The organism is Mesorhizobium sp. NZP2077 (genome assembly GCF_013170805.1).
GTDB lineage: Bacteria > Pseudomonadota > Alphaproteobacteria > Rhizobiales > Rhizobiaceae > Mesorhizobium.
Genome location: NZ_CP051293.1, coordinates 411,727 through 435,478 on the forward strand (window position 1 = coordinate 411,727; position 23,752 = coordinate 435,478).

A 23,752-nucleotide genomic window follows, 5' to 3' on the forward strand; every position below is an offset into this window, starting at 1 on the left:
CAATGCAATCCGCTTTGAAGGCCCGTTCGAAGCCTGACCTCGCCGTCGACCGCGACTGGTGGCGAGGTGCGGTGATCTACCAGATCTATCCGCGCAGCTATCAGGATTCGAACGGCGACGGCATCGGCGACCTCAAGGGCATCATCGGGCGGCTGCCCTACATCGCCTCGCTTGGCGCAGATGCCATCTGGATCTCGCCGTTCTTCAAGTCGCCGATGAAGGATTTCGGCTACGACGTCTCGGACTATTGCGACGTCGACCCGATGTTCGGCACGCTGGCCGATTTCGACGCGCTGACGGCGGAGGCGCACCGGCTGGGTCTCAAGGTGATGATCGACGAAGTGCTGTCGCACACCGCCGACAGCCATCCCTGGTTCAAGGAAAGCCGATCGAGCCGCATCAATCCGAAGGCAGACTGGTATGTGTGGGCGGACGCAAGGCCCGACGGCACGCCGCCCAACAACTGGCTGTCGATCTTCGGTGGCTCGGCTTGGCAGTGGGACACCAGCCGCCAGCAATATTATCTGCACAATTTCCTGGCCGAGCAACCGGACCTCAACTTCCACAACCGCGAGGTCCAGGACGCGCTGCTCGACGTCACCCGCTTCTGGCTGGAACGCGGCGTCGACGGTTTCCGCCTCGACACGATCAATTTCTACTTCCACAGCCAGGGCCTGGAGAGCAATCCGCCGCTGCCGCCGGAAGAGCGCAACGACCAGACCGCGCCAGCGGTCAATCCCTACAATTATCAGGACCATATCTACGACAAGAGCCGGCCGGAAAACGTCGGCTTCCTCGAACGCTTCCGCGCCCTGCTCGACGAATATCCGGCGACCGCCGCTGTCGGCGAGGTCGGCGATTCGCAGCGCGGGCTGGAGGTCGTGGCGGCCTATACCGCTGGCGGCAAGCGCGTGCACATGTGCTATTCCTTCGACTTCCTGGCGCCGGAAAAGATCAGCGCCGAAAAGGTCCGCTCGGTGCTGGAAGCCTTCGGAAAGGTCGCCAGCGACGGCTGGTCGTGCTGGGCTTTTTCCAACCATGACGTGATGCGCCCGGCCTCGCGCTGGGCCGCCAGCGAAGCTGACCCGATCGCCTATCTCAAGGTCATCTCGGCATTGCTTATGTCGCTGCGCGGCTCTGTCTGCCTCTACCAGGGCGAAGAGCTCGGGCTCGGCGAAGCTGAATTACGCTTCGAGGATTTGCAGGATCCGTATGGCATCCGTTTCTGGCCGGAATTCAAGGGCCGCGATGGCTGCCGCACGCCCATGGTGTGGGATGGTAGCGCCAAGAATGGCGGCTTCTCCCAGGCAAAGCCCTGGTTGCCGGTGCCGGCCAAGCATCTGGCGCAAGCGGTCAATGTCCAGCAAGGCGACCAGGCTTCGCTGCTCGAGCACTATCGGCGCTTCCTCACCTTCCGCCGCGCCCATCCGGCACTGGCCAAGGGCGACATCACCTTCATCGAAAGCGAGGGCGACACCGTCGCCTTCACGCGCCGGGCGGGCAATGAGCAGATCGTCTGTGTCTTCAACCTCGGCGCCAAGCCGGCCACGGTTGACCTTGGCAGCCGACCCCTGCAACCTTTGCCGGGACACGGGTTTTCCGGGCAGACGAGCCCCGGTTCGATCGAGCTTGGCGGCTACGGCGCCTGGTTCGGACGTATCGACTGAAATCTTTGAGGAAATCACTGGGAGGAAACCAATGGCCGATGTCAATCTGAGACAAGTGAAGAAGTCCTACGGCAATCTCAACATTCTCCATGGCATCGACCTCGATATCAAATCGGGCGAGTTCATCGTCTTCGTCGGTCCGTCGGGCTGCGGCAAGTCGACCTTGCTGCGCTCCATCGCCGGGCTCGAGGAAATCACGTCGGGCGAGTTGAAGATCGACGGCGAAGTGGTCAATGACGTGCCGCCGTCCAAGCGGGGCATCGCCATGGTGTTCCAGTCCTACGCGCTCTATCCGCACATGACCGTCTACGACAACATGGCGTTCTCGATGAAGATCGGCAAGGAGAACAAGGCCGAGATCGACCGGCGCGTGCGCCAGGCGGCGGAGATCCTGCAGCTGACCAAATATCTCGACCGGCTGCCCAAGGCGATGTCGGGCGGGCAGCGCCAGCGCGTCGCCATCGGCCGCGCCATCGTGCGCAATCCGAAAGTGTTCCTGTTCGACGAGCCACTGTCTAACCTTGATGCCGCGCTGCGCGTCGCCACGCGTATCGAGATCGCCAAGCTCAAGGAATCGATGCCCAACACGACCATGATCTACGTCACCCACGACCAGGTCGAGGCGATGACGCTGGCCGACCGCATCGTGGTGTTGAAGGACGGCCATATCGAGCAAGTCGGTACGCCGATGGATCTCTACAAGAAGCCGGGCAATCTGTTCGTCGCCCAATTCATCGGCTCACCGGCCATGAACATCCTGCCGGCGACCATCGACAAATCAGGCAACCCGACCGTCGTCAGCCATGTCGGGGGGCGCAAGGCTACGGTGCCGATTACGACACCTGCCTCGGCGAAGGGGGCGGCGGTAAGCTTCGGCGTGCGACCGGAGGATCTAATCATCGCCACAGGCGCGGATTATCTGTTCGAGGGAACAGTCGATTATGTCGAGCAGCTCGGCGAGGTTCAGCTGGTCTATGTCGACATCGGCCGCGCCGACCTGCCGCTGGTGACGAAGCTGCCGGGCAATGTCGAGGTCAAGCGCGGCTCGACGCTGCGGCTGAGCGCCAATGCCGAGGACCTGCATATCTTCGATGCGGACGGACATTCCTTCGCGCTTCAAAAGCCGGAAGCAAAAGCAGCCTGAGGCCGCCGGTCCTGCTGGCTGAAGGCGACACAAAAAAGCGGCGGGCCGGGCCCGCCGCTCTCTTTTTCGGAACATCAGCTTCGGCTGTTAACGGCCGAAGAGGTTCCGGCCGCTGCCCTGAGGGGCGGACTTCTGCACGTCGCCCGACGAATTGAGCAGCTTGTAGACCGGCGAGCCGCTTTCACGGATCGAAGCCGTGCCGCGAATTGCCAACCGGAGTCGCGGTAGGCTGGTTGGCGCCATTGACGCCATAGTTGTCGCCGCCTGCGAAGGCTCTACGTTCCGGATCGATTTTGATCGCCGGTACAGCCGTCACCGAAACGATTCTCGTGACCGTTGACCTTGATCCGAGCGTTGCGCATGCGTGTCGCGCCACATGGATGCGATGTCGCTTTCATGCCGATGTCGCAAGCGCTGTCGTGATTAGATGATGTCATCTCAGGTGCCGCTTCGTGACGATGGAGCGGAGAATTGGGAAGCCGGTCAGAATCCGGCGCTGCCCCCGCAACGGTGGTGGAGTTCAAGTCGCAACGGGAGACCACTGGGCGAAAGCCTGGGAAGGTGTCGCGATCGTCCGCAAGGACACTCCAGAGCCCGGAAACCAGCCCGAGATTTCTAGACTCGACTGATCGCGGTGGGCGGTCAAGAGGCGGATCGCGCATGCCGGCTTTCGCCGGCCTGCGTACGGTCCTTCCTCAATCACCACCATAATCAGTCATTGGAGCGACGTGCGTCCACTTGGACGCACAAGTGCGCTCCAAGGCTTTGAATTTGCGCATCGTGCTTTCCGAGATCGATTTCGGGCCGATGCGGCGAACGAAGAGGACAGGACATGGATACGCGCGACGACATGCTGAAGCTCTTGAACAGCCGCAGGGACGGATTCTCGCTCGAGCAGCCGTTCTACACGGATCCCGATTTCTTCAAACTGGACATGGAGCTGATCTGGTATCGCGACTGGCTGTTCATCGGCCATGATTGCGAACTGCCCAAGCCCGGCAGCTTCATCACCGTACAGATCGGCGATTATCCGGTCGTGCTGGTGCGCGATCAGCAGGGCAAGATCAACGCCTTCCACAATTCCTGCCGCCATCGCGGCAGCCGCGTCTGCAACACCGACAAGGGCATGGCCGCCAAGCTGGTCTGTCCTTACCACCAGTGGACCTATGAGCTGGACGGACGCCTGCTGTTTGCCCGCCAGATGGCCGACGGTTTCGACAAGAGCCAGTTCGGCCTGAAGCCGGTCGCCTGCGAAAGCGTGGCCGGCTACATCTTCATATGCCTGGCCAAGGAGCCCGCCGACTTCGCACCGATGCGGGCGATGATCGAGCCCTACCTCAAGCCGCACCGGCTCAGCGAAGCAAAGATCGCCTTCGAGAGCACGATCGTCGAGAAAGGCAACTGGAAGCTCGTCTGGGAAAACAACCGCGAGTGCTACCATTGCGCCGGCAATCACCCGGAGTTGTGCAAGACCTTCCCGGAAGCCCCGACGGTGACCGGCGTGCAAGGCGCCGACAGCGATCCGGAGATGCTGGCGCACTGGGCGAAGTGCGAGGCGGCCGGCCTGCCGAGCAAGTTCCGCATCGACCCGGCCGGACAATACCGCGCCACCCGCGCGCCGCTGCTGCGCGAGGCGGTCAGCTACACAATGACCGGCAAGCGGGCGGTGAAGAAGAACCTGTCCGACACAGTCTCGGCCGACCGCATCGGCACCTTGATGCACTATCACTACCCGACGACTTGGAACCATATCCTGATCGACCATGCCGTCACCTTCCGCGTGCTGCCGATCAGTGCGACCGAAACCGCGGTGACGACCAAATGGCTGGTCCACAAGGATGCGGTCGATGGCGTCGATTACGATCTTGCCGAACTCACCCATGTCTGGACCGAGACCAACGACCAGGATCGCCGCATCGTCGAGGAAAACGCCTTCGGCATCCTGTCGCCGGCCTATGAACCAGGCCCCTATTCGGAGCTGCATGAGGGTGGCGTGATCCAGTTCGTCGACTGGTACGCCCGCTTCATCGGTCCGCGCCTCGCCGACGATGGCAAGCCGGCGCTGCGCAGTGTCGCCTGAGAGGTTGAGGGATGAACGCGATGACTGATCTTGGCCTCTATCGCCATCTCGACCAGATGGCGCCCTGGAACGACAGGCTGCAGGTACTGGAAGTGATCGGCGTCAGCGACGAGGCGCCTTACGTCAAGACCTTCACCTTCCGCTCCGACAACCAGACCTGGTTCCGCTACAAGCCGGGCCAGTTCGTGACGCTGGAACTGCCGACACCGGACGGGCCGCTGATGCGCACCTACACGCTGTCGTCCTCGCCGTCGCGGCCGTTCTCGATCGCGGTGACGGTGAAGGCGCAGGCCGGCAGCATCGGCACGCGCTGGATGTTCGATCACCTGAAGCCCGGCTCGCACGTCAAGGCCTATGGGCCGAATGGCGATTTTTCGCTGCACAGCCATCCGGCGGCCAAATATCTGTTCATCTCGGCCGGCTCCGGCGTGACGCCGATGATGTCGATGCTGCGCTGGCTGAATGACTGCGCGCCATGGACCGATGTCGGCTTCGTCAACTGCGCGCGGCGGGCCGAAGAGATCATCTTCCGCAAGGAGCTCGAACTGCTCGGCGGCCATATGCCGGGCCTGTCGCTCGGCTTCATGATCGAGGAGCGGTCAAGCCGCGAGGGCTGGTACGGCCATATGGGCCGCATCGACGCCATCCGGCTGCCGCTGCTGGCGCCCGATTTCCGTGAACGCGAGATCTTCTGCTGCGGTCCGGACCCCTTCATGCGCGCCGTGCGCGGCATGCTGGACGCCGCCGGCTTCGACATGACGAAATACCACCAGGAAAGCTTTGCCGCGCCCGCGGTGGAGGAAATCCCGGCGCCGTTCGCATTGCCGGCTGACGACGGTGCTGCCGTTCCGATCGAAGCCAAAACACCGATCCGCTTCGCGCTTTCGGACGTCGACGCCGAGTGCGTCGCCGGCCAGACCGTGCTGCAGACCGCGCGCTCTTCGGGCGTGCGGATCCCGGCGGCCTGCGAGTTCGGCCTGTGCGGGACCTGCAAAGTGAAGAAAGTCTCCGGCGCCGTCGAGATGAGCCACAATGGCGGCATCCTCGATCACGAGATCGACGACGGGTTCATCCTCGCCTGTTGCTCGAAGCCGTTGTCGGCACTCGAAATCGAAGCCTGAACGGTTCGCACTCCAGCTGATTCCCCAAAAATGGCCGGCGATTTGCCGGCAACGCTTGCCTTGCCAACGAAGAACCGAGCGTTTACAGGCGTTGTCGGTGGAAGCGATCCTGCTGGGGGGGCGGGATTTGCAAAGCGGGGCAACAACGATGCGTGATGGCAACGCCTATGCGGTTGCGAGCAGGGACATCGTCTTCGAATCCTTCGATGGCGAGGCCGTGGTGCTCAACCTTGCGAACGGCAAGTATTTCGGCTTCTCCGATTCCGGCAGCAGGGTCTGGCAGGCGCTCTCTTCCGGGGTCGATGCCCTGGCCCTGGCCGGGCTCCCCGCCGGCGGTTCGACACTCGGCGCGGCTGAACTCGAACATTTCATCTCGCAATTGCTTGAACTAGGGTTGCTGGTGCGCTCGGAAGCGGCGGCGCAACCGCTGCCAGGCGATTCGGCTGCCGAGCTTGCCGCCACGATCGAACCGCTCAAGGTGAGCATTCACGACGACCTCGCCGACCTGATCATCGTGGATCCCATCCACGAGGTCGAGGAACCCCTCGGCTGGCCAGCGGTCAGGCAGGCATCCTGACGAGCCGCTTGTGTAGGGGATAGAAGGGCGCAGGATGCCGCGCGTCACGCTCGAAACCTTGCCGGATTACGCCCGGTATCTCATCACCGCCGCTGAAGCCACACTTTATCCGGCCACGCGGACGGTCCGCCTGCCCCGCCTGGAGCTGACCGCGCATGTCGGTCCCGGAGTGCTTGCCGATGCGCTTGGCCACGCCTTCGTGGAGGCCGCGCATGATGATGCGGAACCGTCGGCGTGCCGCATCTTCATCACTCACCCTGGAATCGAGGGCATCCCTGAGCCGGCGCGTTGGAGCGACGCGCATTTCACCGAATACGGCTTTGCCGAACGGCTCGCCGAAGCCGGGCTGCGTGGCCACTATTTTCACGATCTGGATTTCTGGCAGGTCTATGATCCGCATCGCCGCGTTGGTGTGCAGTTGATGGCCTCGGCCGATGCCTTTCCGCCCTGGGAGCCGGCAGCTCCGCTGCGGGCCTTCCTGCACTGGGACTATGCAGCGCGCGGCATGCGGCTGACCCATGCCGGCACGCTGGGTTCCAATGGCAAGGGCGTGCTGTTGGCCGGTGCGGGCGGCGCCGGCAAATCCGGCACCGTCGCCGCCGGTCTGCTCAACGGGCTGGACAGCGTCGGCGATGACTATGTACTGATCGATCTCGGCGGCGGCGTGACCGCGCGGCCGCTGTTTTCCACGCTGAAGCAGGACCCGCAAGGTTTCGCGCGGCTGGGCCTGAAGCAGCGGCTGAGGATCGAGAGCCCCTTGAACTGGCAGGGCAAGCACATTTTTCACATTGCCGACATCGCGCCACGGCCGGTGCCGGCAGCACTGGACATCATTGCGCTGGTGGTGCCACATATCGGCGGTGGCGAGACGAGTTCGATCGTGCCGGTGTCGCGTCGAGACGCCATGATAGCACTGGCACCGTCGGGCATCATGCAGATGCCGGGGGAACGTGAAAGCGGCTTCCGCTTCTTCGGCGATCTCACCCGCCTGCTGCCAAGCTACCGTCTGTCCCTGGGAACGCATCCCGAGGAGATTGCCGGCACTGTTGCGGATTTTCTAACACGGGTTGCTTCGTGAAGTTGAGCGTCATCATGCCCGTCTACAACCGCGAACGCTATGTCGTTCCGGCCTTGCGCTCCCTGCTGCGGCAGCGCGATGCCGCCGATCTCGACATCATCGTCGTCGACGACGGCTCGACCGACGGTTCGGCGGAGGCGGTGCGTTCGATGATGGTCGAGAGCCCCTGCATCCGCCTGTTCCGGCAAGAGAATATGGGCGTCGCCAGGACACGTAATGCCGGGTTGAGACAGCTGCCCGCCGACGCCGAATTCGTTTCGTTCCTGGATTCGGACGACATCTCACTGGCGGGGCGCTTCAAAACCGATCTTGCGCGTTTCGGCGCGAGTCCCGGCTTGGAGTTAACCTATTCGCTGATGACATTGGCTGACCGGATTGACGATGAGAGACTGGAGCCCGCGGTCGACAGCCGCACCGTGACCCTTCGGGGAATTTCGCTGAGCACCGCCCTGTTCCGCAGGAGTCTTGTCGAGCGCACGGGCCAATTCGACGAGGAGTTCGAGCAGTCCGAGGACACCGACTATCTGCTGCGGGTTTTCGAAACGGGTCCGAACTACGAATTGCTGGACACCGTCGCGATCTATTATCGGCGCCACGCCGGGAATGTCACCCGGGAGCACAGCGGCAGGGTCCGCAACCATCTGCGCGCAATCCACAAGTCGATGCGACGGCGCAAGGCCGACCCTTCGCTGCGTGAGGTTCCCGGTATCTTCGAGCTGAAGAGCCCACTCAACGATTGGCAGATGTGATGCCGCAGATTTGAAACGGTCGTGGAGCAACCGATGAGGCTGAGCGTGATCATGCCCGTCCACAATCGTGAGGCCCTTGTCGGCCCGGCCCTGCGTTCGCTGCTCAGGCAGCGCGACGCCGCCGACCTCGACATCATCGTCATCGATGATGGCTCGACCGATGGATCGGCGGAAGCGGTGCGCTCGATGATGGTGCAGAGCCCCTGCATCCGCCTGGTGCAACAACCCAATATGGGCGTAACCCGGACGCGCAACACCGGGCTCGGACTGCTCGAGCCGGAGACCGACCTTGTCTCCTTTCTCGATTCGGACGACATTTCGCCGGTCGGGCGCTTTGCGACCGATATCGAGCTCTTCCGCAACGACCCAGATCTGGATCTCACCTATTCAAGGATGATGCTGGTCGACAAGATCGATGACGAGCGCCTGGAGCCCGCCGCTGACAGCCGCAGCATCACGGTTCGCGGCATCCATTTGTCGGCAGCGATCTTCACGCGCCGGCTTGTCGAGCGTGTCGGTGTATTCGATGAAGCCTTCCATCAGGCGGAGGACACCGACTACCTGTTGCGCACCTTCGAAAGCGGACCAAGATATGTCACGCCGGAGACCGTGGCCCTCTACTACAGACGCCATCCCGGCAACATGACCCGACAAACCGACGTCCAGTCCCGTGAATTCATGCGCGCCATTTACAAGTCGATGATCCGCCGCAAGGCAGACCCGACCCTGCGGCGGATCGAAGGCATCTTCGAACTCAAGGATCTCGAAGACTGGCAGTTCATGTGATGAGCGGATACGGCGTCGTCATCCCGGCCTTCAACGCCAGCGGCACCATCGCCGAGACGCTGCTATCGGTCGCGGCGCAGACGGTGCGGCCTGAACTGGTGGTGATCGTCGACGATGGTTCAACCGACGATCTGTCTTCAGCGATCGGCGGAACGGACCTGCCGGTGCAGCTGCTGCGCCAGGCAAATGCCGGGCCTGGCAGCGCCACGACCAGGGGCATCGCCGCGCTGTCGACGCCGCTCATCGCGACGCTCGATGCGGACGACCTTTGGCTGCCGGACAAGATCGAGAAACAGCTCGCGCATCTCGACAGATGTCCCGCGACAGCTGGGGTTTTCTGTCGCTGGCGGAATTTCCGCAACGACCGGCCCGACGCGCCCGAGGCGAAGGCCGTGCCCGGCTGGTCGCGGACCACCATGATGATCCGCCGCGAGGTCGCTGGGACGGTTGGACCCATCGTCGATCCGCCGGGCGGCCGGGGCGAAATGATCGACTGGATCGCCCGGGCGCGCGAGGCGGGCCTTGCCCTCGACATGCTGGACGAGGTGCTGGCGCTGCGCCGCATCCGGCCAGGCAGCCTGTCCTACGGCCGTGATGCGGCCCGCGACCGCGGCTATCTCGAAGTGGCGCGGCTGGCCATGCTGCGGCGGGCGCGCAACAAGGCCGGCCCGGGCTGATGGCTGATATTCGCCGCGTCACCCGCCGCTTCCCGGACTATGGCTGGTCATGGCCGACGGGTGGGCTCGACCGGTTGCTTAAGGCCGCGCTTCTTCCCGACGAGGACGCCGCCGCCGCTTGCGCAGGCCGCTGGCTGGACGAGAATGATATCGACCACGTCTCGTTCCGCGAGCACCGGCTGCTGGCCGCGATCTCCGACAGGTTCGGCAGGAAGCTCGCCGGCCATTCGGCTTATCCGCGCCTCGTCGGCCTGCAGAAGATGTTGTGGACCAAATCGCGCATGGCGATGCGCGAAGCCGAACCGGCGCTGAAGACGATGACCGATGCCGGATGCCAGGTGATGCTGATCAAGGGCGCCAGCCGCATCGCCTTGAACGCCTCGGCACAGCGTGGCCGGGTGGCGCACGACATCGACATATTGGTGCGGCCGCAGGACATGCAAACGGCCTTCGACGTGCTGCGCGACGGCGACTGGCAGATCGCCTCCGGCGTCAGCCCGCAATATCTGCGGACGAGACTGGCGTCGCTGCGCTCGATGAATTTCTTCAAGGGCAATCTTGGCGACATCGACCTGCACCAGCTCGGCTATGACGGTTCGCAGCGCAGCGAGGAAGACGACCTGGCCATCTGGCAACGAGCTGATCCCGCCGAATTCAGCGGCGTCGGCGTGCTGGTGCCGTCGCCCGCCGACCGCATCGCGCTTGCCATCGCTCATGGCGGGCTCGACGCCCACACGCACAGCGACTGGCTGGTCGATTGCGCGGTGGCTATGCGCGGCGGCGATGTCGACTGGGATGTTTTCCTCAATGTTGTCGCCAGGCGCGGCCTTGCCGTCGCCGTGGCGGTGGCGCTCTCCTACCTGGCGCTTGAAATAGGCGTGGCGGTGCCGAGCGGAGTGCTGTCGCGTGTGCTTGACATGGCCGACCGTACCGGCTTGTCACGCTGGTCGGCGGTGCTGCAGGCCAAGCCGCGGACCGATTTCGGCAGGCTGGTCTGGCTGTCACGCGGCCTCGCCAAGCAGTTGCGGCTGAGGCGCAAGAGCGGCCGAATGCGGCAGGAACCCGCAGCCAAGGCCTGGCGTGGCAGAAGAGCCCGCAGCGCGCCGTCGGAAACGGCGCAGCCACCCGTGTTCTCGCAGGCCATACCTTGTCCGCGGACGGCGGGGGAGATGATGCTGGACATCATGGTCAGGATCAGTGTTCCACCGGTCCGCCGCCGCATCGAAATGGAGATCAATGCCGACGACGACCATATTGCGCGCCTGCGCGCCATGGCCATCAGCCGGTCCGGCGGCGAACGGGTGCTGCATTTTCGCGGCAAGGTGACGCTTGACGGGCAAAGGTATTCCGTCACGCTGGAGGCGCGACCCTCCCGGCAATTTCGCCAATGGGACGATGATGCGACGGTGGCCGCCTATGGCGCACTGCCGTTCCATCTGATCTCGGCGACATTCTCGCCAATTAGGGTCAGGACCTATTAATTTGTTGAATTGATTTCTGTTGGGTGATTCAAGGTGGCAGGAGGTGCCGCCTTGAGTGATTTGCTGATGTTGACCCCGGAGCAGATGCGCCGGATCGAGCCCTATTTTCCTTTGTCGCATGGTGTGCCGCGTGTAGATGACCGCCGGGTGCTGAGCGGCATCCTGTTCGTGATCCGCAATGGCCTTCGCTGGCGAGATGTCCCTTCTGACTACGGTCCGCACAAGACCATCTACAACCGCTTCATCCGCTGGAGTCGGCTGGGTGTGTTCAATCGCATCCTGGCGGAACTGGCCGCGCAGGGCGGCGAAACGGACAATCTGATGATCGATGCCACCCATCTCAAAGCGCATCGCACTGCCGCCAGCCTCCTTAAAAAGGGGCTCTATCCCGATGTATCGGACGCAGCCGAGGTGGACTGACCACCAAGCTGCAAGTGGTCTGTGACGGCAAGGGACGCCCGCGGCTGCTGCATCTGAGCGAAGGGCAGGCCAATGATCACAAGACTGCTGCGGCAGTGATCGAGGATTTGCCCGCCGCCAACGCCCTGCTGGCCGATCGGGCCTACAGTTCAGCGGCCTTCCGTCAGGCGCTCGTCGAGCGCGGTATCACGCCATGCATCCCGCCCCATGCCAAGCATCGTATTCAGCACAGCTACGATCCTGTCCTATACCGACAACGCCACAGGATCGAGAACATGTTCGCACGCCTCAAAGACTGGCGACGCATCCACACCAGGTACGACCGATGTGCTCACACTTTCCTGTCGGCGATCGCCTTCGCTGCAGCCTTCATCTTCTGGATCAATGAGTCCTGACCCTAGCTGAAGCCGAAGCCCAAAGCAGGGCCGATCCATCATGTGGCTGTCCGGAGAAATCCCGGTTTGGGAAAATGGCCGGCGGGATGCGCATCGCCATCACCCCGGTGGACGCCGCTTGCAAAGAAACGGAGCCTTCGCGGTGCTGCCCTGCTTCGAGTATCGCCCAGCCCGTCGCAATCTTTTCGAAGACGGACTGAGATCTTGACGCAGTGCCGACGAGCATCCGCTGAACCACGCAGACAGGAATGGCGTGATTAACTGCACTTTAGGCAATCCCGGCTAGTTTTCGACATCAGTAGAAGTGGCTTTCGGGGAGCAGCCGGTGATCGATGTCAGCACTGCCGCAGAGGCAGGCGCAGCCGTGCTCCCGCCCATGACTTCGTCGTTCTGCGTAAAAGTGATCTTTGTTGGAGCGGTCCGATGAGCATGGGAAATGTACGAAACGTCGGTACCGCGACCGGCTTTGCGTCTTCTATTGGAAGCGTGTCGCCGGTCTGGCTTGTTGCGGCCGTGGTGGTGCTCTCCTTTTTCATGCCGTGGACGGCCGGCGACAATACCGACGTCAGCTGGCTCATCGTTATCTGCGAAAAAGTCCTTGATGGTCAGAAGCTCTATGTCGACATCCTGGAAACCAATCCGCCTTTCTCCGTTGCCCTCTATATTGGGCCGGTATGGCTGTCCCACAGGCTCGGCATCTCGCCGGAATCGGCAATCGAGTGCTTCATCTATCTGGTCTTCTTCGTTTCGATCGCGCTGTCGGCCGTGGTCATCGAGCGAGGCGGAATCTTTGCCGATCTGAAGACGCAATGGATCTATCCGGCGCTGGCGGTTTTGCTTCTGATCATGCCTGGGAATGTTTTCGGCCAGCGCGAACATATCGGTACGATGTTGTTCATGCCGATGCTGTTCCTGATGATGTGGCGGATTGACAACCGCGCCGGCACGCCGGTTCCGCTTGGCCTTGCCGTGGCGGTTGGCCTGGCTGGGAGCGTGCTGCTCCTGGTCAAGCCACATTGGGCAACCGGTATCGTACTGCCGTACCTCTTTATCGCTTGGCGCAAACGCTCGCTGATGGCGTGCCTGACGGCTGAAAACGTCGTCATCTTCACGGTTTGCACTGCCTACCTCGTCAGCGTGTATATTTGGTTTCCCGCGTTTCTCGGCACCTTCCTGCAAGTGTTGATGCGCTACTATGTCAGCCTGCGAGCCAACGTAAACATTTTCGTCGCATTGCCGACTTTTGCGATCTTTGTCGTTTTCGCGGTTTTCCAGATGCGCAAATCTGTCTGGCGAGACGACATCGCGCTGGCGATGGTGAGCGCCGGCGGCCTGTTTGTCTCCATGGTGTACCTTGGAAAATACTGGCCCAATCACCAGTATCCCTTCCAGACCACGCTGGTGTTCGCGATGCTGCTGGCGGTGGCATCACGATGGCGAGTGGCGCTTGGCCTCGCAAACGCGGAGGCCGCCTCCGAACTCGCCAGCGTCAAGCTCCATGCAGCAGCCGCGCTGGCTGTGGTCGTCGCCCTTTCGGTGACGCACCACCAGTTCTATCAACTGCCCGAGAAAAGCCTGGTCGACGCCATCAAGAGCCGTTACGCCTCGCCGTCGATCGTTCAGGTCAGCTCCGACCTTTCCGTCGGCAATCCGCTGACAAGGATGACCAATGGTCGCTGGCTGTCGGCCTATGCCCATGATTGGATTGGCACCTACGCGCTTTGGGGTCTTATGCGGGGTACCTATCAAGGCGAAGATGAGCGCATCGCGCGGCAGGACCTCGATAATTATACGCGCTACGTCAATTCCCTGATCCGCGACAACAGGCCCGATATCATCCTGATGGACCGGATGGACAAGAAAAAGTCAGCGTGGTCGCTCACGGCGGACTTTCAGCCAATCTGGATTGTGTGGATGCGTCGGAATGCGGATTTCCAAACCCTGATGGAAGACTATGAGGAAATCGCCAGCGGGGACTACATTGAAGTCTATGCACGGCGCTCTAGCTCGCTCACTCAGCTTTCGTCACCCGCCGCAGCGTCAGATTGATCCTGCCGCCGCTCTTCAGCAGCGCCGAGGTCGACGGGTAAATACGGTCGACGCCGTGGAAGGCGAGGCGGCCCTCGCCGCCGAGCACGACGACGTCGCCGCTTTTCAGCCTGAACGACCTGGTGGCGCCCTCGCGCGTCGTCTGGCCGACCCTGAACAGGCAATCGTCGCCCAGTGAGACGGAGACGACAGGTGCCGAGAAGTCGCCCTCGTCGCGGTCCTGGTGCAGGCCCATCTTCGCGTCGGCCGTGTAGAAGTTGATCAGGCAGGCCTGCGGCGGATTCGGATAGCCCGACACCTGCCGCCACAAATCGAGCAGACCCTCCGGGATCGGCGGCCATGGTTCTCCCGTCAGCGGATGCGTTGGCTGGTAGCGATAGCCTCGTTCCTTGTCGGTGACCCAGCCGAGCGGGCCGCAATTGGTCATGCGCACACTCATCTCCTTGCCGGTCCGCGGCATGGCCGGCACGAACAGCGGCGCCTGCTGGACAATGCCCCTTACCGCCTCGACCAGCGCCTCCTGGACAGAGCGGGAGAGGTAGGCCGGCATGTGGCGGACGCCGTTGGACAGGACGAGCATGGAATGGCGCACCTCAAGATGGTTCGAGCCCGCAACATGCCACCATCAAAGGAAAACGGCGACCCGAAAGCTGTCGCCGATCTCAGTGCGGTTTGCCGATCTGGAGATGGGTGGTGAATTCACGCCCCGGCACCGCGAACGGTAGTTGACGGACAAACATGAATTTCATGGTCAAGTTTTTAACTTGAGCGTTTGACGCAACAATTTGGATGCCGGCGCGAGAGAGAGGTCGCCGGCGGCGAATGGCAAAGAGCGAGGCATAGCGACGTGACGTTTCATGAGGGGTCCAACATGGTCAGCGGTGGTCGGGTTTGGTGCCGGGGATTGCTCGCCACGACATGCCTTGTGACGCTGCTCGGTACTCATCCAGCACTTGCGCAGCAAGCCGCCACCCAGCCACAAGATGGCACGCTCGAGCCGATCACCGTCAGCGGCAAGGGCGGCCGGGTCAATTCCAGGGATGACGACAAGACAGTGGCCGCCAAGCGCAGCTCCGGCGCGACCAAGACGGATACGCCGCTCATCGAAACGCCGCGCTCCGTCTCGGTGGTGACGCGCAAGGAACTCGAAGAGCGCGGCGCGCAGGACATTATCGAGGCGGTGCGCCATTCGGCGGGCGTCAGCACCGGCGCGTACGGCTTCGATCCGCGCTTCGACCAGATCTACATCAGGGGCTATGATGCCACCACGCTCGGCGACTACAAGGACGGCCTGCGCCAGCCCTACATCAACTACGGCACGTTCCGCACCGACCCCTATTCGCTCGAACGGGTCGAGGTGATCAAGGGACCGGTGTCGGTGCTTTACGGTGCGGGAACGCCGGCCGGCATCGTCAACAAGGTGCCCAAGCTGCCTACCGAGGACAGGATCCGCGAAGTCCAATTGCTCTACGGCACGAAGGACAGGGCGCAGGCGGCCTTCGATTTCGGTGGCCCCGTCACCAAAGGCAGCGACGAGTTCCTCTACCGGATCGGCGGCCTGGCGCGGAACGGCGACACCAATTTCGACATCGCCGACGACCGCTATTTCCTGCAGCCGTCGCTGACCTGGAATCCGGATGCCGCGACCTCCTTCACCATCTACGGGCTGGCGCAGGCCGACGAGACGGATACCAGTGTCGCCGCGATCACCAATCCGTCGGGAAAAGTCCACGCTTTGCGCTCAAGCGATCCGGACTACGACGACCAGAAGATCCGGCAGCAGCAGATCGGCTATAAATTCGAGCACGATTTCGGCGACGGCATCACGGTGCGCCAGAACGTTCGATATTCCCACCTCGATCTGCGGTCGCGTTATCTCGCGGTCGCCAGTTGGACGGGCACGGTCGCACATCGCTATGCGAATTCGATCCGGGACGAAATAAACGTATTCCAGGTCGACAACCAGATCGAAGCCAAGTTCGACACCGGTGCGCTCGCCCACACTTTGCTTCTCGGCCTCGACTATACGAACCTGACCTCGTCCTTCGGCTATGGGGCGGGTCCCGTCAATCCTGCCTATGATTTCGACATCGCCAATCCGACCTACGCTGTTTCTGGCCCGACGCCGGACTACAATGTCACGACTTCCGATGCGGATCTGCGCCAGACAGAGTCTACGCGCTGGATCAGGCTGAACTGGACAAATGGCGTTTCACGCTCGGCGGCCGCCAGACATGGGTCGAGCAGACGCGCGACTACGGTGGCGGCGTTTCCGACGGCTTGAACAAGAACGCCTTCAGCGTGCAGGCCGGCGCACTCTATCTGTTCGACAATGGCGTAGCGCCCTTCGCCAGCTATGCGACCTCGTTCGAGCCGGTCACGAACCGATCCGTGTCAGGCGACATCCTTCAGCCGACAAAGGGCGAGCAGTTCGAGCTGGGGGTCAAATATCAGCCGCCGGGAAGCGACATCTTGCTGTCGGCGGTCGGCTATCATCTCGTCGAGAAGAACAAGCCTGTCGTCGTCAATGCCAACGAGGGCACCTACCGTGCACTGGGCGAGGTCACCAGCAATGGCATTGAACTCGAGGCGCGCGCGGCCATCACGGACGGGCTGGATGTGATCGCGGCCTACAATTATAACCATGCCGAGATCACTGACGGCGCGGCCGCGGAGGTCGGCAAGATTGCTGCCGTCACGCCCGCGCATGTCGCGAGCCTCTGGGTCAACTACAAGTTCGACGAGGGCGGTGCCGTTCCGGGCCTATCGGTCGGCGCGGGTGTAAGGGTGCAGAGCGCCACCTACACCGACACCACCAACACCGCTGAGAATGATGCTGCCGTCTATCTCGACGCCTCGGCCTCCTATGATTTCGGCGCCATCGACAAGAATTATGAAGGTGTTTCCGCCGCTTCGCCGTCCGCAACATCGCCGATGAACGCCCTGTCGTGTGCAACAGCGGCTATTGCTATTTGGGCCAGGGCCGCAACATCACGGCTTCGCTGAAGCGCAGTTGGTAGGCTTGCTGTGTTTGCGCGTCTCCTGGACGCGCAAACGTTCTTTTCAGACACGGTCGGTCGAGCACGCGCCTGATGTGACGCTTAATCGTTATCCACCCGGCCGCGCAGCTTCTTGATGGTCCCGCGGCCCGCCTTGCTCTTCAGCCGCCGCTCCACCGCGCCTTTCGTCGGCCGCGTCTTCTTGCGCGGCGGCGGTGGCGGCTCGGCGGCCTTGGCGACCAGCGCCGTGAGCCTCGCCCGGGCATCCGCCCGGTTCTGCTCCTGGGTGCGGAAGCGCCCGGCCTCGATGACGATGACGCCGTCCTTGGTGGCTCGCTGGCCGGCAAGCTTGATCGTGCGCGCACGCACGCGTTCCGACAGGCCGGCCGCGTTGGCCGCGTCGAAACGCAACTGCACGGCGGTCGCCACCTTGTTGACGTTCTGGCCGCCGGGACCCGACGAGCGGATGAAATCCTCGTGGAGGTCGCCCGGGTGGATCACGGCTTCGTCCGCGATGATGATGTTGTCGTCGATCGGCATGCCGCAGTCATGGCGCGGCAGCGTGAAAAAGAAAAGGCCCGATCGAAACCGGGCCTTCAATGGTGCTGAGCAGCGTGGTGGTTACTCCGCCGCTTCCTGCATACGGGGCGCCGCACCCATGACGGTTGCATCGACATGCGGCTCGAATTTCTCGAAGTTGACGGCGAACATGCCGACCAGTCTTGCAGCTTGCCGGTCATAGGCAGGCTTGTCGGCCCAGGTCGAGCGCGGATCGAGAATGGCGCTGTCGACGCCAGGCACGGCCACCGGCACCTTGAAGCCGAAATTGGGATCGGTGCGGAATTCGCCTGTCTTCAGCGAGCCGTCGAGTGCGGCGGCTAGCAAAGCGCGCGTCGCCTTGATCGGCATGCGCTTGCCGGTGCCGTAGGCGCCGCCGGTCCAGCCGGTGTTGACCAGCCAGCAATCGGCGCCATGGCTGGCGATGAGTTCGCGCAGCAGATTGCCGTATTCCGACGGATGGCGCGGCATGAACGGGGCGCCGAAACAGGTCGAGAACGTCGCCTCGGGCTCGGTGACGCCCTTCTCTGTTCCGGCCACCTTGGCGGTATAGCCGGAAAGGAAATGGTACATCGCCTGCGCCGCGGTCAGCCGCGCGATCGGCGGCATCACGCCGAAGGCATCGGCGGTCAGCATGATGATGTTCTTCGGGTGATTGGCGCGCCCGGTCTTCGAGGCATTGGGGATGAAGTCGAGCGGGTAGGCGCAGCGGGTGTTTTCGGTGAGGCGGCCGTCATTGAAGTCCGGCACGCCGCCCGCGTCGAGCACGACATTTTCCAGCACCGTGCCGAAACGCTGCGTGGTGGCGAAGATCTCCGGTTCGGCTTCGGCCGACAGCTTGATCGTCTTGGCGTAGCAGCCGCCTTCGAAATTGAAGATGCCGTGTGGACCCCAGCCATGCTCGTCGTCGCCGATCAGCGTTCGCGACGGATCGGCCGACAGCGTCGTCTTGCCAGTGCCCGACAGGCCGAAGAAGACGGCGGCGTCACCGGCCGGCCCCTCATTGGCCGAGCAATGCATCGGCATCACGCCCTTCTGCGGCAGCAGATAGTTGAGCATGGTAAACACCGACTTCTTCATCTCGCCGGCATAGGAGGTGCCACCGATCAGCACGATCTTGCGGGTGAGATCGACGGCGATCACCGTTTCGGTACGGCTGCCATGGCGGTCGGGATCGGCGCGGAAGGATGGCAGGTCGATGATCGTCATCTCAGGCACGAATTGCTCGAGCTCGGCTTTGTCCGGACGAATGAGCAGGTTGCGGATGAACAGGGAGTGCCAGGCAAATTCGGTGATGACGCGCGTCGGCAGCTTCAGCTCGGCATCGGCGCCGCCGACCAGATCCTGAACATAGAGATCCTTGTCCGCGGCGTGGGCGAGGAAATCGGCAAGCAGCGTTTCGAACTGGGCCGGCGAGATCGCCTTGTTGTTGTCCCACCAGACTTCAGCCTCGGTGCCTGCGTCGCGGACGACGAATTTGTCCTTGGGCGAGCGGCCGGTGTGCTGGCCAGTCTCGGCGACCAGCGCGCCATGTGCGGTCAGTCGGGCCTCGCCGCGCCGGATCGAGTCCTCGTAAAGGGCGGCCGCACCGAAATTGTAGCGCACCATACCGGTGGTTTTCAGGCCGATACGATCGATCGGGCAAGCAGGATTGCGTTTGCCGACTTCCGACATTGGTGTCCCTTCTTCGATTTTCCGCATCTTTGCCGGCGTCTTTCCGGCACGCCCGCTACGCGGGCTGAGATGGTCAAAACCAGAAAAGCCAAATGATATCAAATCATTAATCGATTTAAATATTTTGAAAGTTGTTTAAATCGTTTATATATGCGAAAAGTTTCACGGTTGCCCAAAGGATTGGCGATGTTCGTTCGTCCAATCCATGTCGAGGTTGAATTGTGGCCGGCGGCACCCCGCGCGTGACAGCGGACAAGGCCTATGCCACATTTTGTACCTAATTTGTCCTGCAAAAGCCCCTTCTCTACGAAAGAAGGGACAGCTCATGAGGGAGCCGCTTGAAATGGCAACAATCGCGCTTGTCGATGACGACCGCAACATTCTGACGTCGGTGTCGATCGCCCTCGAATCCGAGGGATATCGCGTCGAGACCTACACGGATGGTGCGTCCGCGCTGGAAGGCCTGGCGGCGCGTCCGCCGAATCTTGCCATCCTCGACATCAAGATGCCGCGCATGGACGGCATGGAACTCTTGCGCCGGATGCGCCAGAAGTCCGACCTGCCGGTGATCTTCCTGACTTCCAAGGACGACGAGATCGATGAATTGTTCGGCCTCAAGATGGGCGCCGACGATTTCATCCGCAAACCCTTCTCACAACGCCTGCTGGTCGAGCGGGTGCGCGCCGTGCTGCGCCGTGCCAGTGCCCGCGAGGCCGCGGCAAAGGCGCCCAGCCAGCAGGCCCGCTCGCTCGAGCGCGGCCAGTTGGTCATGGACCAGGAACGCCATACCTGCACCTGGAAAGGCGAACCGGTGACGCTCACCGTCACCGAATTCCTGATCCTGCATTCGCTGGCGCAGCGCCCCGGTGTCGTAAAAAGCCGTGATGCGCTGATGGATTCGGCTTATGATGAGCAGGTCTATGTCGATGACCGCACGATCGACAGCCACATCAAGCGACTGCGCAAGAAGTTCAAGGCTGTCGACGACGACTTCGAGATGATCGAAACCCTTTACGGAGTCGGATATCGGTTCCGCGAAGCGTAATTTGATGTATGTCGCCCATAAGCGGTCCCGAGTTTGGGGCCGCGACATGCGTCAAACCACGGACTAGGCGGGAGCTGCTATTCGATGGCAGTGGAAGCACAGCGAACAAGACCGACGGGCGCCGCCAGGCGGCCGTCGCGTATCATGCCGTCCTTCGTGTCGAAAATCACGGTGCCGATGCGCCGTTTCCTCGGCCACCACATCTTTTCCAGCCTCACGCGGCGCATCCTGTTCCTCAACCTTGCCGGCCTGGCTGTCCTGGTCACCGGTATCCTCTACCTCAACACCTTCCGCGACGGGCTGATCGATGCCCGCGTCGAAAGCCTGATGACGCAGGGCGAGATCATCGCCGGCGCGATCGCGGCATCGGCGACGGTCGAGACCGACTCGATCAGCATCGACCCGGAAAAGCTGCTCGAGCTGCAGGCCGGCGAAAGCCTTGGGCCTGGCTCGGACCAGCTCGACAATCTCGACTTTCCGATCAATCCCGAGCGTGTCGCGCCGGTGTTGCGGCGGCTGATCTCGCCGACCCGGACGCGGGCCCGCATCTATGATCGCGACGCCAATCTGCTGCTCGATTCGCGCCACCTCTATTCGCGCGGCCAGATCTTGCGCTACGACCTGCCGCCGGTCGAGGAGGAACAGCCCGACCTTGTCGAGCGCGTCCAGAAATTCATCTTCGATTTCTTCCGCAACACGGACCTGCCGGTCTATCACGAGCAGCCGGGCGGCAATGGTGCGGCCTTCCCGGAAGTGGTCAAGGCGCTGACCGGCAGCCCGTCGACCATCGTGCGCGTCTCGGAACAGGGCGAGCAGATCGTTTCAGTGGCGGTGCCGATCCAGCGCTTCCGTGCCGTCCTTGGCGTGTTGATGCTGTCGACCGAAGGCGGCGACATCGACAAGATCGTCGCCGCCGAGCGCAAGGCGATCCTGCGCGTGTTCGGCATTGCGGCACTTGTCACCGCCATCCTGTCGATGCTTTTGGCCTCGACCATCGCCAATCCGCTGCGCCGGCTGTCGGCGGCGGCGGTGCGGGTCAGGCGCGGTGTCAAGAGCCGCGAGGAAATCCCTGACTTTTCCGACCGCCAGGACGAGATCGGCAATCTGTCGGTCGCCGTGCGCGACATGACCAACGCGCTCTATGCGCGCATCGAGGCGATCGAAAGCTTCGCCGCCGATGTGTCGCATGAGTTGAAGAACCCGCTGACGTCCCTGCGCAGCGCCGTGGAAACCTTGCCGCTGGCCAAGAACGACAATTCGCGCAGCCGGCTGATGGACATCATCCAGCATGACGTCCGGCGGCTCGACCGGCTGATCACCGACATCTCCGACGCCTCCCGTCTCGACGCCGAACTCGCGCGTGAGGATGCTGGGACGGTGGACCTGAAGAAATTCATTACCGATCTGGTCGCGGTTTCGCGTGAAGCCACGCGGAACAAGAAAGCGGTCGAGATCGAACTCAAGGTCGCCAAGCTGCCGCAAGGCGTCAAAGGCTATTTCGTCGCCGGCCACGACCTACGCATCGGCCAGGTCGTCACCAATTTGATCGAGAATGCGCGCTCCTTCGTTCCCGAGGACCATGGCCATATCAGCCTGTCGCTCGCCCGCGCCGGCAAGTTCAACATCCTCACCGTCGACGACAATGGTCCCGGTATCCGCGCCGACAACATCGACCGCATCTTCGAACGCTTCTACACCGACCGGCCGGCCGGCGAGGCGTTCGGCCAGAATTCGGGCCTTGGCCTGTCGATCTCCAGGCAGATCGTCGAGGCCCATGGCGGCACGCTGACCGCCGAGAACATCCCCGGCACCAAACCGGGCGAGATCAAGGGCGCGCGCTTCGTCGTGACGCTGCCCGCCGAAGCATGATCTTGAATGTTAGGTGCGGCCGTGCGGCCTGAAAACATTCACGCAACAGCGGTCCTGATCGGTGAGCACGGCATTCTGGTCAGCGGGGCGTCCGGTTCGGGCAAGACGACGCTGGCGCTGGCGCTCATCGACCATTGCCGCCAGCGCGGATTGTTCGCGCGGCTGGTTGGCGACGATCAGCTTTTCGTCGAGGCGCATGCGGGGCGGCTGGTGTGTCGCGCACCGGCCACCATACAAGGTCTCGCCGAGGTGCCGGGGCTCGGGCCACGCAAGCTGCCATTCGAACCGGCCTGCGTCGTCGACCTGCATCTGCGCCTGCTGCCAGCCGGCGAAATCGCACGCTTCCAGGAGGACGCCAGCGACGAGATCCTCGGCTGCGCGGTGCCGCGGATCGATCTGGCCGAGCGCAATGTCCAGGCGGCCCTGCCCGCCATGATGGCGCGGCTGTCGATGATGCCTTTTCTATGATCCGCACGGGGTTTTTTGCTGCAATGCGTCAAAATGGCATGGGCCGGCGCAATTTTGGGCTTGTCAACGGGCCGTGCGTCGACAAGATAGCGCTCCCGCCGCCTGGAATGGCTGGCGAGCATAAAATGCGCCTGTGAAGCGGCGATGACGGGAGCCACCAAAGAATGATCGGACTCGTGCTTGTAACGCACGGTCAACTGGCCACCGAGTTCCGACATGCCGTCGAACATGTCGTCGGGCCACAAGACAATTTCGAAACCGTGGCGATCGGTGCCGACGACGATATGGAACAGCGTCGCCGCGACATCGTCGACGCCGTCGCCCGTGTTGATACCGGAACGGGCGTCATCGTGCTGACCGACATGTTCGGCGGCACGCCGTCGAACCTCGCCATTTCGGTCATGGAATCCGGCCGCACCGAGGTGATCGCCGGCATGAACCTGCCGATGCTGATCAAGCTGTCGTCGATCCGCAAGGGCGACAACATGGCGGCCGCGCTCGACGAGGCGCAGGCCGCCGGCCGCAAATACATCAATGTCGCCAGCCAGCTTCTGAGCAGCAAATGAACGCGCTATCCCCGGGAAAAGACCAGATCGCCAAAGATCAGATCACCCGGGAGTTTCCGATCGTCAACCAGCGCGGCCTGCATGCACGCGCCTCGGCCAAATTCGTCCAGCTCGCCAGCGGCTTCGACGCCGCGGTGCATGTCGAGAAGGACGGTGTCAAGGTCGGCGGCACATCGATCATGGGCCTGATGATGCTTGCCGCCAGCCCGGGTTACTCGATCCGCGTTACCGCCAGCGGGCCGGAGGCGCTCGAGGTCATGGACGCGCTGGAGCAACTTGTCGCCTCCCGCTTCGGCGAGGAATGCTGATCTCGCATACCGCCCAAGCATGCCCGAGAGACATGCAGGGA

The 23,752-nt window shown here is 62.6% G+C and carries 20 protein-coding genes, 2 pseudogenes and 1 riboswitch; of the genes and pseudogenes, 18 read left to right on the plus strand and 4 right to left on the minus strand.

Features of this window, described 5'->3' with window-relative positions:
* Positions 1-2 precede the first annotated feature (2 nt).
* Both HGP13_RS01850 and ugpC read left to right on the plus strand, forming a co-directional pair.
* Positions 3-1,667, plus strand: a complete 1,665-nt coding sequence (locus HGP13_RS01850) for an alpha-glucosidase family protein (protein ID WP_172220716.1) — start codon at positions 3-5, stop codon at positions 1,665-1,667.
* Between the two features lie 31 nt (positions 1,668-1,698).
* On the plus strand, positions 1,699-2,811 hold the full coding sequence (ugpC, locus tag HGP13_RS01855; protein ID WP_172220719.1) for a sn-glycerol-3-phosphate ABC transporter ATP-binding protein UgpC: 1,113 nt from the start codon (positions 1,699-1,701) through the stop codon (positions 2,809-2,811).
* An 87-nt stretch (positions 2,812-2,898) separates the two neighbouring features.
* Here the strand turns inward: ugpC and HGP13_RS01860 are convergent.
* A pseudogene (locus HGP13_RS01860) lies at positions 2,899-3,136 on the minus strand (DUF680 domain-containing protein).
* 98 nt (positions 3,137-3,234) lie between these two features.
* A riboswitch (cobalamin riboswitch) is annotated at positions 3,235-3,436 on the plus strand.
* 207 nt (positions 3,437-3,643) lie between these two features.
* Here HGP13_RS01860 and HGP13_RS01865 point away from each other — a divergent pair.
* The 10 genes from HGP13_RS01865 (at position 3,644) to HGP13_RS01910 (ending at position 14,224) form a co-directional block, all read left to right on the plus strand.
* Positions 3,644-4,891: an aromatic ring-hydroxylating dioxygenase subunit alpha gene (locus HGP13_RS01865; RefSeq protein WP_172220721.1), complete on the plus strand. Its 1,248-nt coding sequence runs from the start codon at positions 3,644-3,646 to the stop codon at positions 4,889-4,891.
* A 20-nt stretch (positions 4,892-4,911) separates the two neighbouring features.
* Complete coding sequence (locus HGP13_RS01870; RefSeq protein ID WP_172220723.1) at positions 4,912-6,012, plus strand: hybrid-cluster NAD(P)-dependent oxidoreductase; 1,101 nt, start codon at positions 4,912-4,914, stop codon at positions 6,010-6,012.
* Positions 6,013-6,109: 97 nt separating this feature from the next.
* Positions 6,110-6,589 carry a PqqD family protein gene (locus HGP13_RS01875; RefSeq protein WP_246707257.1) on the plus strand — a complete coding sequence of 160 codons (480 nt, stop codon included), beginning with the start codon at positions 6,110-6,112 and terminating at the stop codon, positions 6,587-6,589.
* Positions 6,590-6,623: 34 nt separating this feature from the next.
* A complete protein-coding gene (locus HGP13_RS01880) occupies positions 6,624-7,667 on the plus strand; it encodes a serine kinase (RefSeq protein WP_172220725.1) in 1,044 nt (347 codons plus the stop codon).
* Between the two features lie 14 nt (positions 7,668-7,681).
* Complete coding sequence (locus HGP13_RS01885; RefSeq protein ID WP_246707258.1) at positions 7,682-8,416, plus strand: glycosyltransferase family A protein; 735 nt, start codon at positions 7,682-7,684, stop codon at positions 8,414-8,416.
* Between the two features lie 33 nt (positions 8,417-8,449).
* Positions 8,450-9,202, plus strand: coding sequence for a glycosyltransferase (locus HGP13_RS01890; RefSeq protein WP_172220729.1), 753 nt, complete (start codon positions 8,450-8,452; stop codon positions 9,200-9,202).
* A complete protein-coding gene (locus HGP13_RS01895; RefSeq protein WP_172220731.1) occupies positions 9,202-9,879 on the plus strand; it encodes a glycosyltransferase family A protein in 678 nt (225 codons plus the stop codon). Before HGP13_RS01890 ends, HGP13_RS01895 begins: the two co-directional genes overlap by 1 nt.
* Positions 9,879-11,360: a nucleotidyltransferase family protein gene (locus tag HGP13_RS01900; protein WP_172220733.1), complete on the plus strand. Its 1,482-nt coding sequence runs from the start codon at positions 9,879-9,881 to the stop codon at positions 11,358-11,360. The genes HGP13_RS01895 and HGP13_RS01900 overlap by 1 nt, the downstream gene beginning before the upstream one ends.
* Before the next feature lie 51 nt (positions 11,361-11,411).
* Positions 11,412-12,175, plus strand: a protein-coding gene (locus HGP13_RS01905; protein ID WP_172220738.1) for an IS5 family transposase whose coding sequence is annotated in 2 segments (ribosomal slippage) — positions 11,412-11,751 and positions 11,751-12,175 — 765 coding nt in all. Because the reading frame shifts where the segments join, the coding sequence is not laid out codon by codon here.
* Between the two features lie 486 nt (positions 12,176-12,661).
* Complete coding sequence (locus HGP13_RS01910) at positions 12,662-14,224, plus strand: hypothetical protein (RefSeq protein WP_172220741.1); 1,563 nt, start codon at positions 12,662-12,664, stop codon at positions 14,222-14,224.
* On the opposite strand, the gene HGP13_RS01915 is transcribed toward HGP13_RS01910, so the two are convergent.
* Positions 14,187-14,804 (minus strand): alpha-ketoglutarate-dependent dioxygenase AlkB, encoded by a 618-nt coding sequence (locus HGP13_RS01915; RefSeq protein WP_172220744.1) that lies wholly within the window; start codon positions 14,802-14,804, stop codon positions 14,187-14,189. The two genes, HGP13_RS01910 and HGP13_RS01915, sit on opposite strands and share 38 nt — an antisense overlap.
* A gap of 291 nt (positions 14,805-15,095) precedes the next feature.
* Between HGP13_RS01915 and HGP13_RS01920 the strand changes: the two are divergent.
* Positions 15,096-17,244 (plus strand): annotated as a pseudogene (locus HGP13_RS01920) (TonB-dependent siderophore receptor).
* A gap of 81 nt (positions 17,245-17,325) precedes the next feature.
* Here HGP13_RS01920 and arfB read toward each other — a convergent pair.
* Together arfB and HGP13_RS01930 are read right to left on the minus strand one after the other, a co-directional pair.
* Entirely contained in the window at positions 17,326-17,763 is a 438-nt protein-coding gene (gene arfB, locus HGP13_RS01925) for an alternative ribosome rescue aminoacyl-tRNA hydrolase ArfB (RefSeq protein WP_172220747.1), read from the minus strand.
* 81 nt (positions 17,764-17,844) lie between these two features.
* Positions 17,845-19,455 carry a phosphoenolpyruvate carboxykinase gene (locus tag HGP13_RS01930; protein WP_172220750.1) on the minus strand — a complete coding sequence of 537 codons (1,611 nt, stop codon included), beginning with the start codon at positions 19,453-19,455 and terminating at the stop codon, positions 17,845-17,847.
* Positions 19,456-19,798: 343 nt separating this feature from the next.
* On the opposite strand from HGP13_RS01930, the gene HGP13_RS01935 reads away from it, so the two are divergent.
* The 5 genes from HGP13_RS01935 to HGP13_RS01955 all read left to right on the plus strand — a co-directional run bounded on the left by HGP13_RS01935 (position 19,799) and on the right by HGP13_RS01955 (position 23,711).
* Positions 19,799-20,500: a response regulator transcription factor gene (locus HGP13_RS01935; protein WP_010912942.1), complete on the plus strand. Its 702-nt coding sequence runs from the start codon at positions 19,799-19,801 to the stop codon at positions 20,498-20,500.
* Positions 20,501-20,584: 84 nt separating this feature from the next.
* Positions 20,585-22,369, plus strand: coding sequence for a sensor histidine kinase (locus tag HGP13_RS01940; protein ID WP_172220753.1), 1,785 nt, complete (start codon positions 20,585-20,587; stop codon positions 22,367-22,369).
* Positions 22,370-22,375: 6 nt separating this feature from the next.
* A complete protein-coding gene (locus HGP13_RS01945; protein ID WP_172220756.1) occupies positions 22,376-22,837 on the plus strand; it encodes an HPr kinase/phosphorylase in 462 nt (153 codons plus the stop codon).
* 164 nt (positions 22,838-23,001) lie between these two features.
* Positions 23,002-23,403 carry a PTS sugar transporter subunit IIA gene (locus tag HGP13_RS01950; protein WP_027032585.1) on the plus strand — a complete coding sequence of 134 codons (402 nt, stop codon included), beginning with the start codon at positions 23,002-23,004 and terminating at the stop codon, positions 23,401-23,403.
* Complete coding sequence (locus HGP13_RS01955) at positions 23,400-23,711, plus strand: HPr family phosphocarrier protein (protein WP_172220759.1); 312 nt, start codon at positions 23,400-23,402, stop codon at positions 23,709-23,711. The genes HGP13_RS01950 and HGP13_RS01955 overlap by 4 nt, the downstream gene beginning before the upstream one ends.
* Positions 23,712-23,752: the final 41 nt, after the last annotated feature.

Coding starts and splice junctions, on each gene's coding strand:
- HGP13_RS01850 (WP_172220716.1), top strand. CDS start 3: ATGCAATCCGCTTTGAAGGCCCGTTCGAAGCCTGACCTCGCCGTCGAC.
- ugpC (WP_172220719.1), top strand. CDS start 1,699: ATGGCCGATGTCAATCTGAGACAAGTGAAGAAGTCCTACGGCAATCTC.
- HGP13_RS01865 (WP_172220721.1), top strand. CDS start 3,644: ATGGATACGCGCGACGACATGCTGAAGCTCTTGAACAGCCGCAGGGAC.
- HGP13_RS01870 (WP_172220723.1), top strand. CDS start 4,912: ATGACTGATCTTGGCCTCTATCGCCATCTCGACCAGATGGCGCCCTGG.
- HGP13_RS01880 (WP_172220725.1), top strand. CDS start 6,624: ATGCCGCGCGTCACGCTCGAAACCTTGCCGGATTACGCCCGGTATCTC.
- HGP13_RS01885 (WP_246707258.1), top strand. CDS start 7,682: ATGCCCGTCTACAACCGCGAACGCTATGTCGTTCCGGCCTTGCGCTCC.
- HGP13_RS01890 (WP_172220729.1), top strand. CDS start 8,450: ATGAGGCTGAGCGTGATCATGCCCGTCCACAATCGTGAGGCCCTTGTC.
- HGP13_RS01895 (WP_172220731.1), top strand. CDS start 9,202: ATGAGCGGATACGGCGTCGTCATCCCGGCCTTCAACGCCAGCGGCACC.
- HGP13_RS01900 (WP_172220733.1), top strand. CDS start 9,879: ATGGCTGATATTCGCCGCGTCACCCGCCGCTTCCCGGACTATGGCTGG.
- HGP13_RS01915 (WP_172220744.1), bottom strand. CDS start 14,804: ATGCTCGTCCTGTCCAACGGCGTCCGCCACATGCCGGCCTACCTCTCC.
- arfB (WP_172220747.1), bottom strand. CDS start 17,763: ATGCCGATCGACGACAACATCATCATCGCGGACGAAGCCGTGATCCAC.
- HGP13_RS01930 (WP_172220750.1), bottom strand. CDS start 19,455: ATGTCGGAAGTCGGCAAACGCAATCCTGCTTGCCCGATCGATCGTATC.
- HGP13_RS01935 (WP_010912942.1), top strand. CDS start 19,799: ATGGCAACAATCGCGCTTGTCGATGACGACCGCAACATTCTGACGTCG.
- HGP13_RS01940 (WP_172220753.1), top strand. CDS start 20,585: ATGGCAGTGGAAGCACAGCGAACAAGACCGACGGGCGCCGCCAGGCGG.
- HGP13_RS01945 (WP_172220756.1), top strand. CDS start 22,376: ATGTTAGGTGCGGCCGTGCGGCCTGAAAACATTCACGCAACAGCGGTC.
- HGP13_RS01950 (WP_027032585.1), top strand. CDS start 23,002: ATGATCGGACTCGTGCTTGTAACGCACGGTCAACTGGCCACCGAGTTC.
- HGP13_RS01955 (WP_172220759.1), top strand. CDS start 23,400: ATGAACGCGCTATCCCCGGGAAAAGACCAGATCGCCAAAGATCAGATC.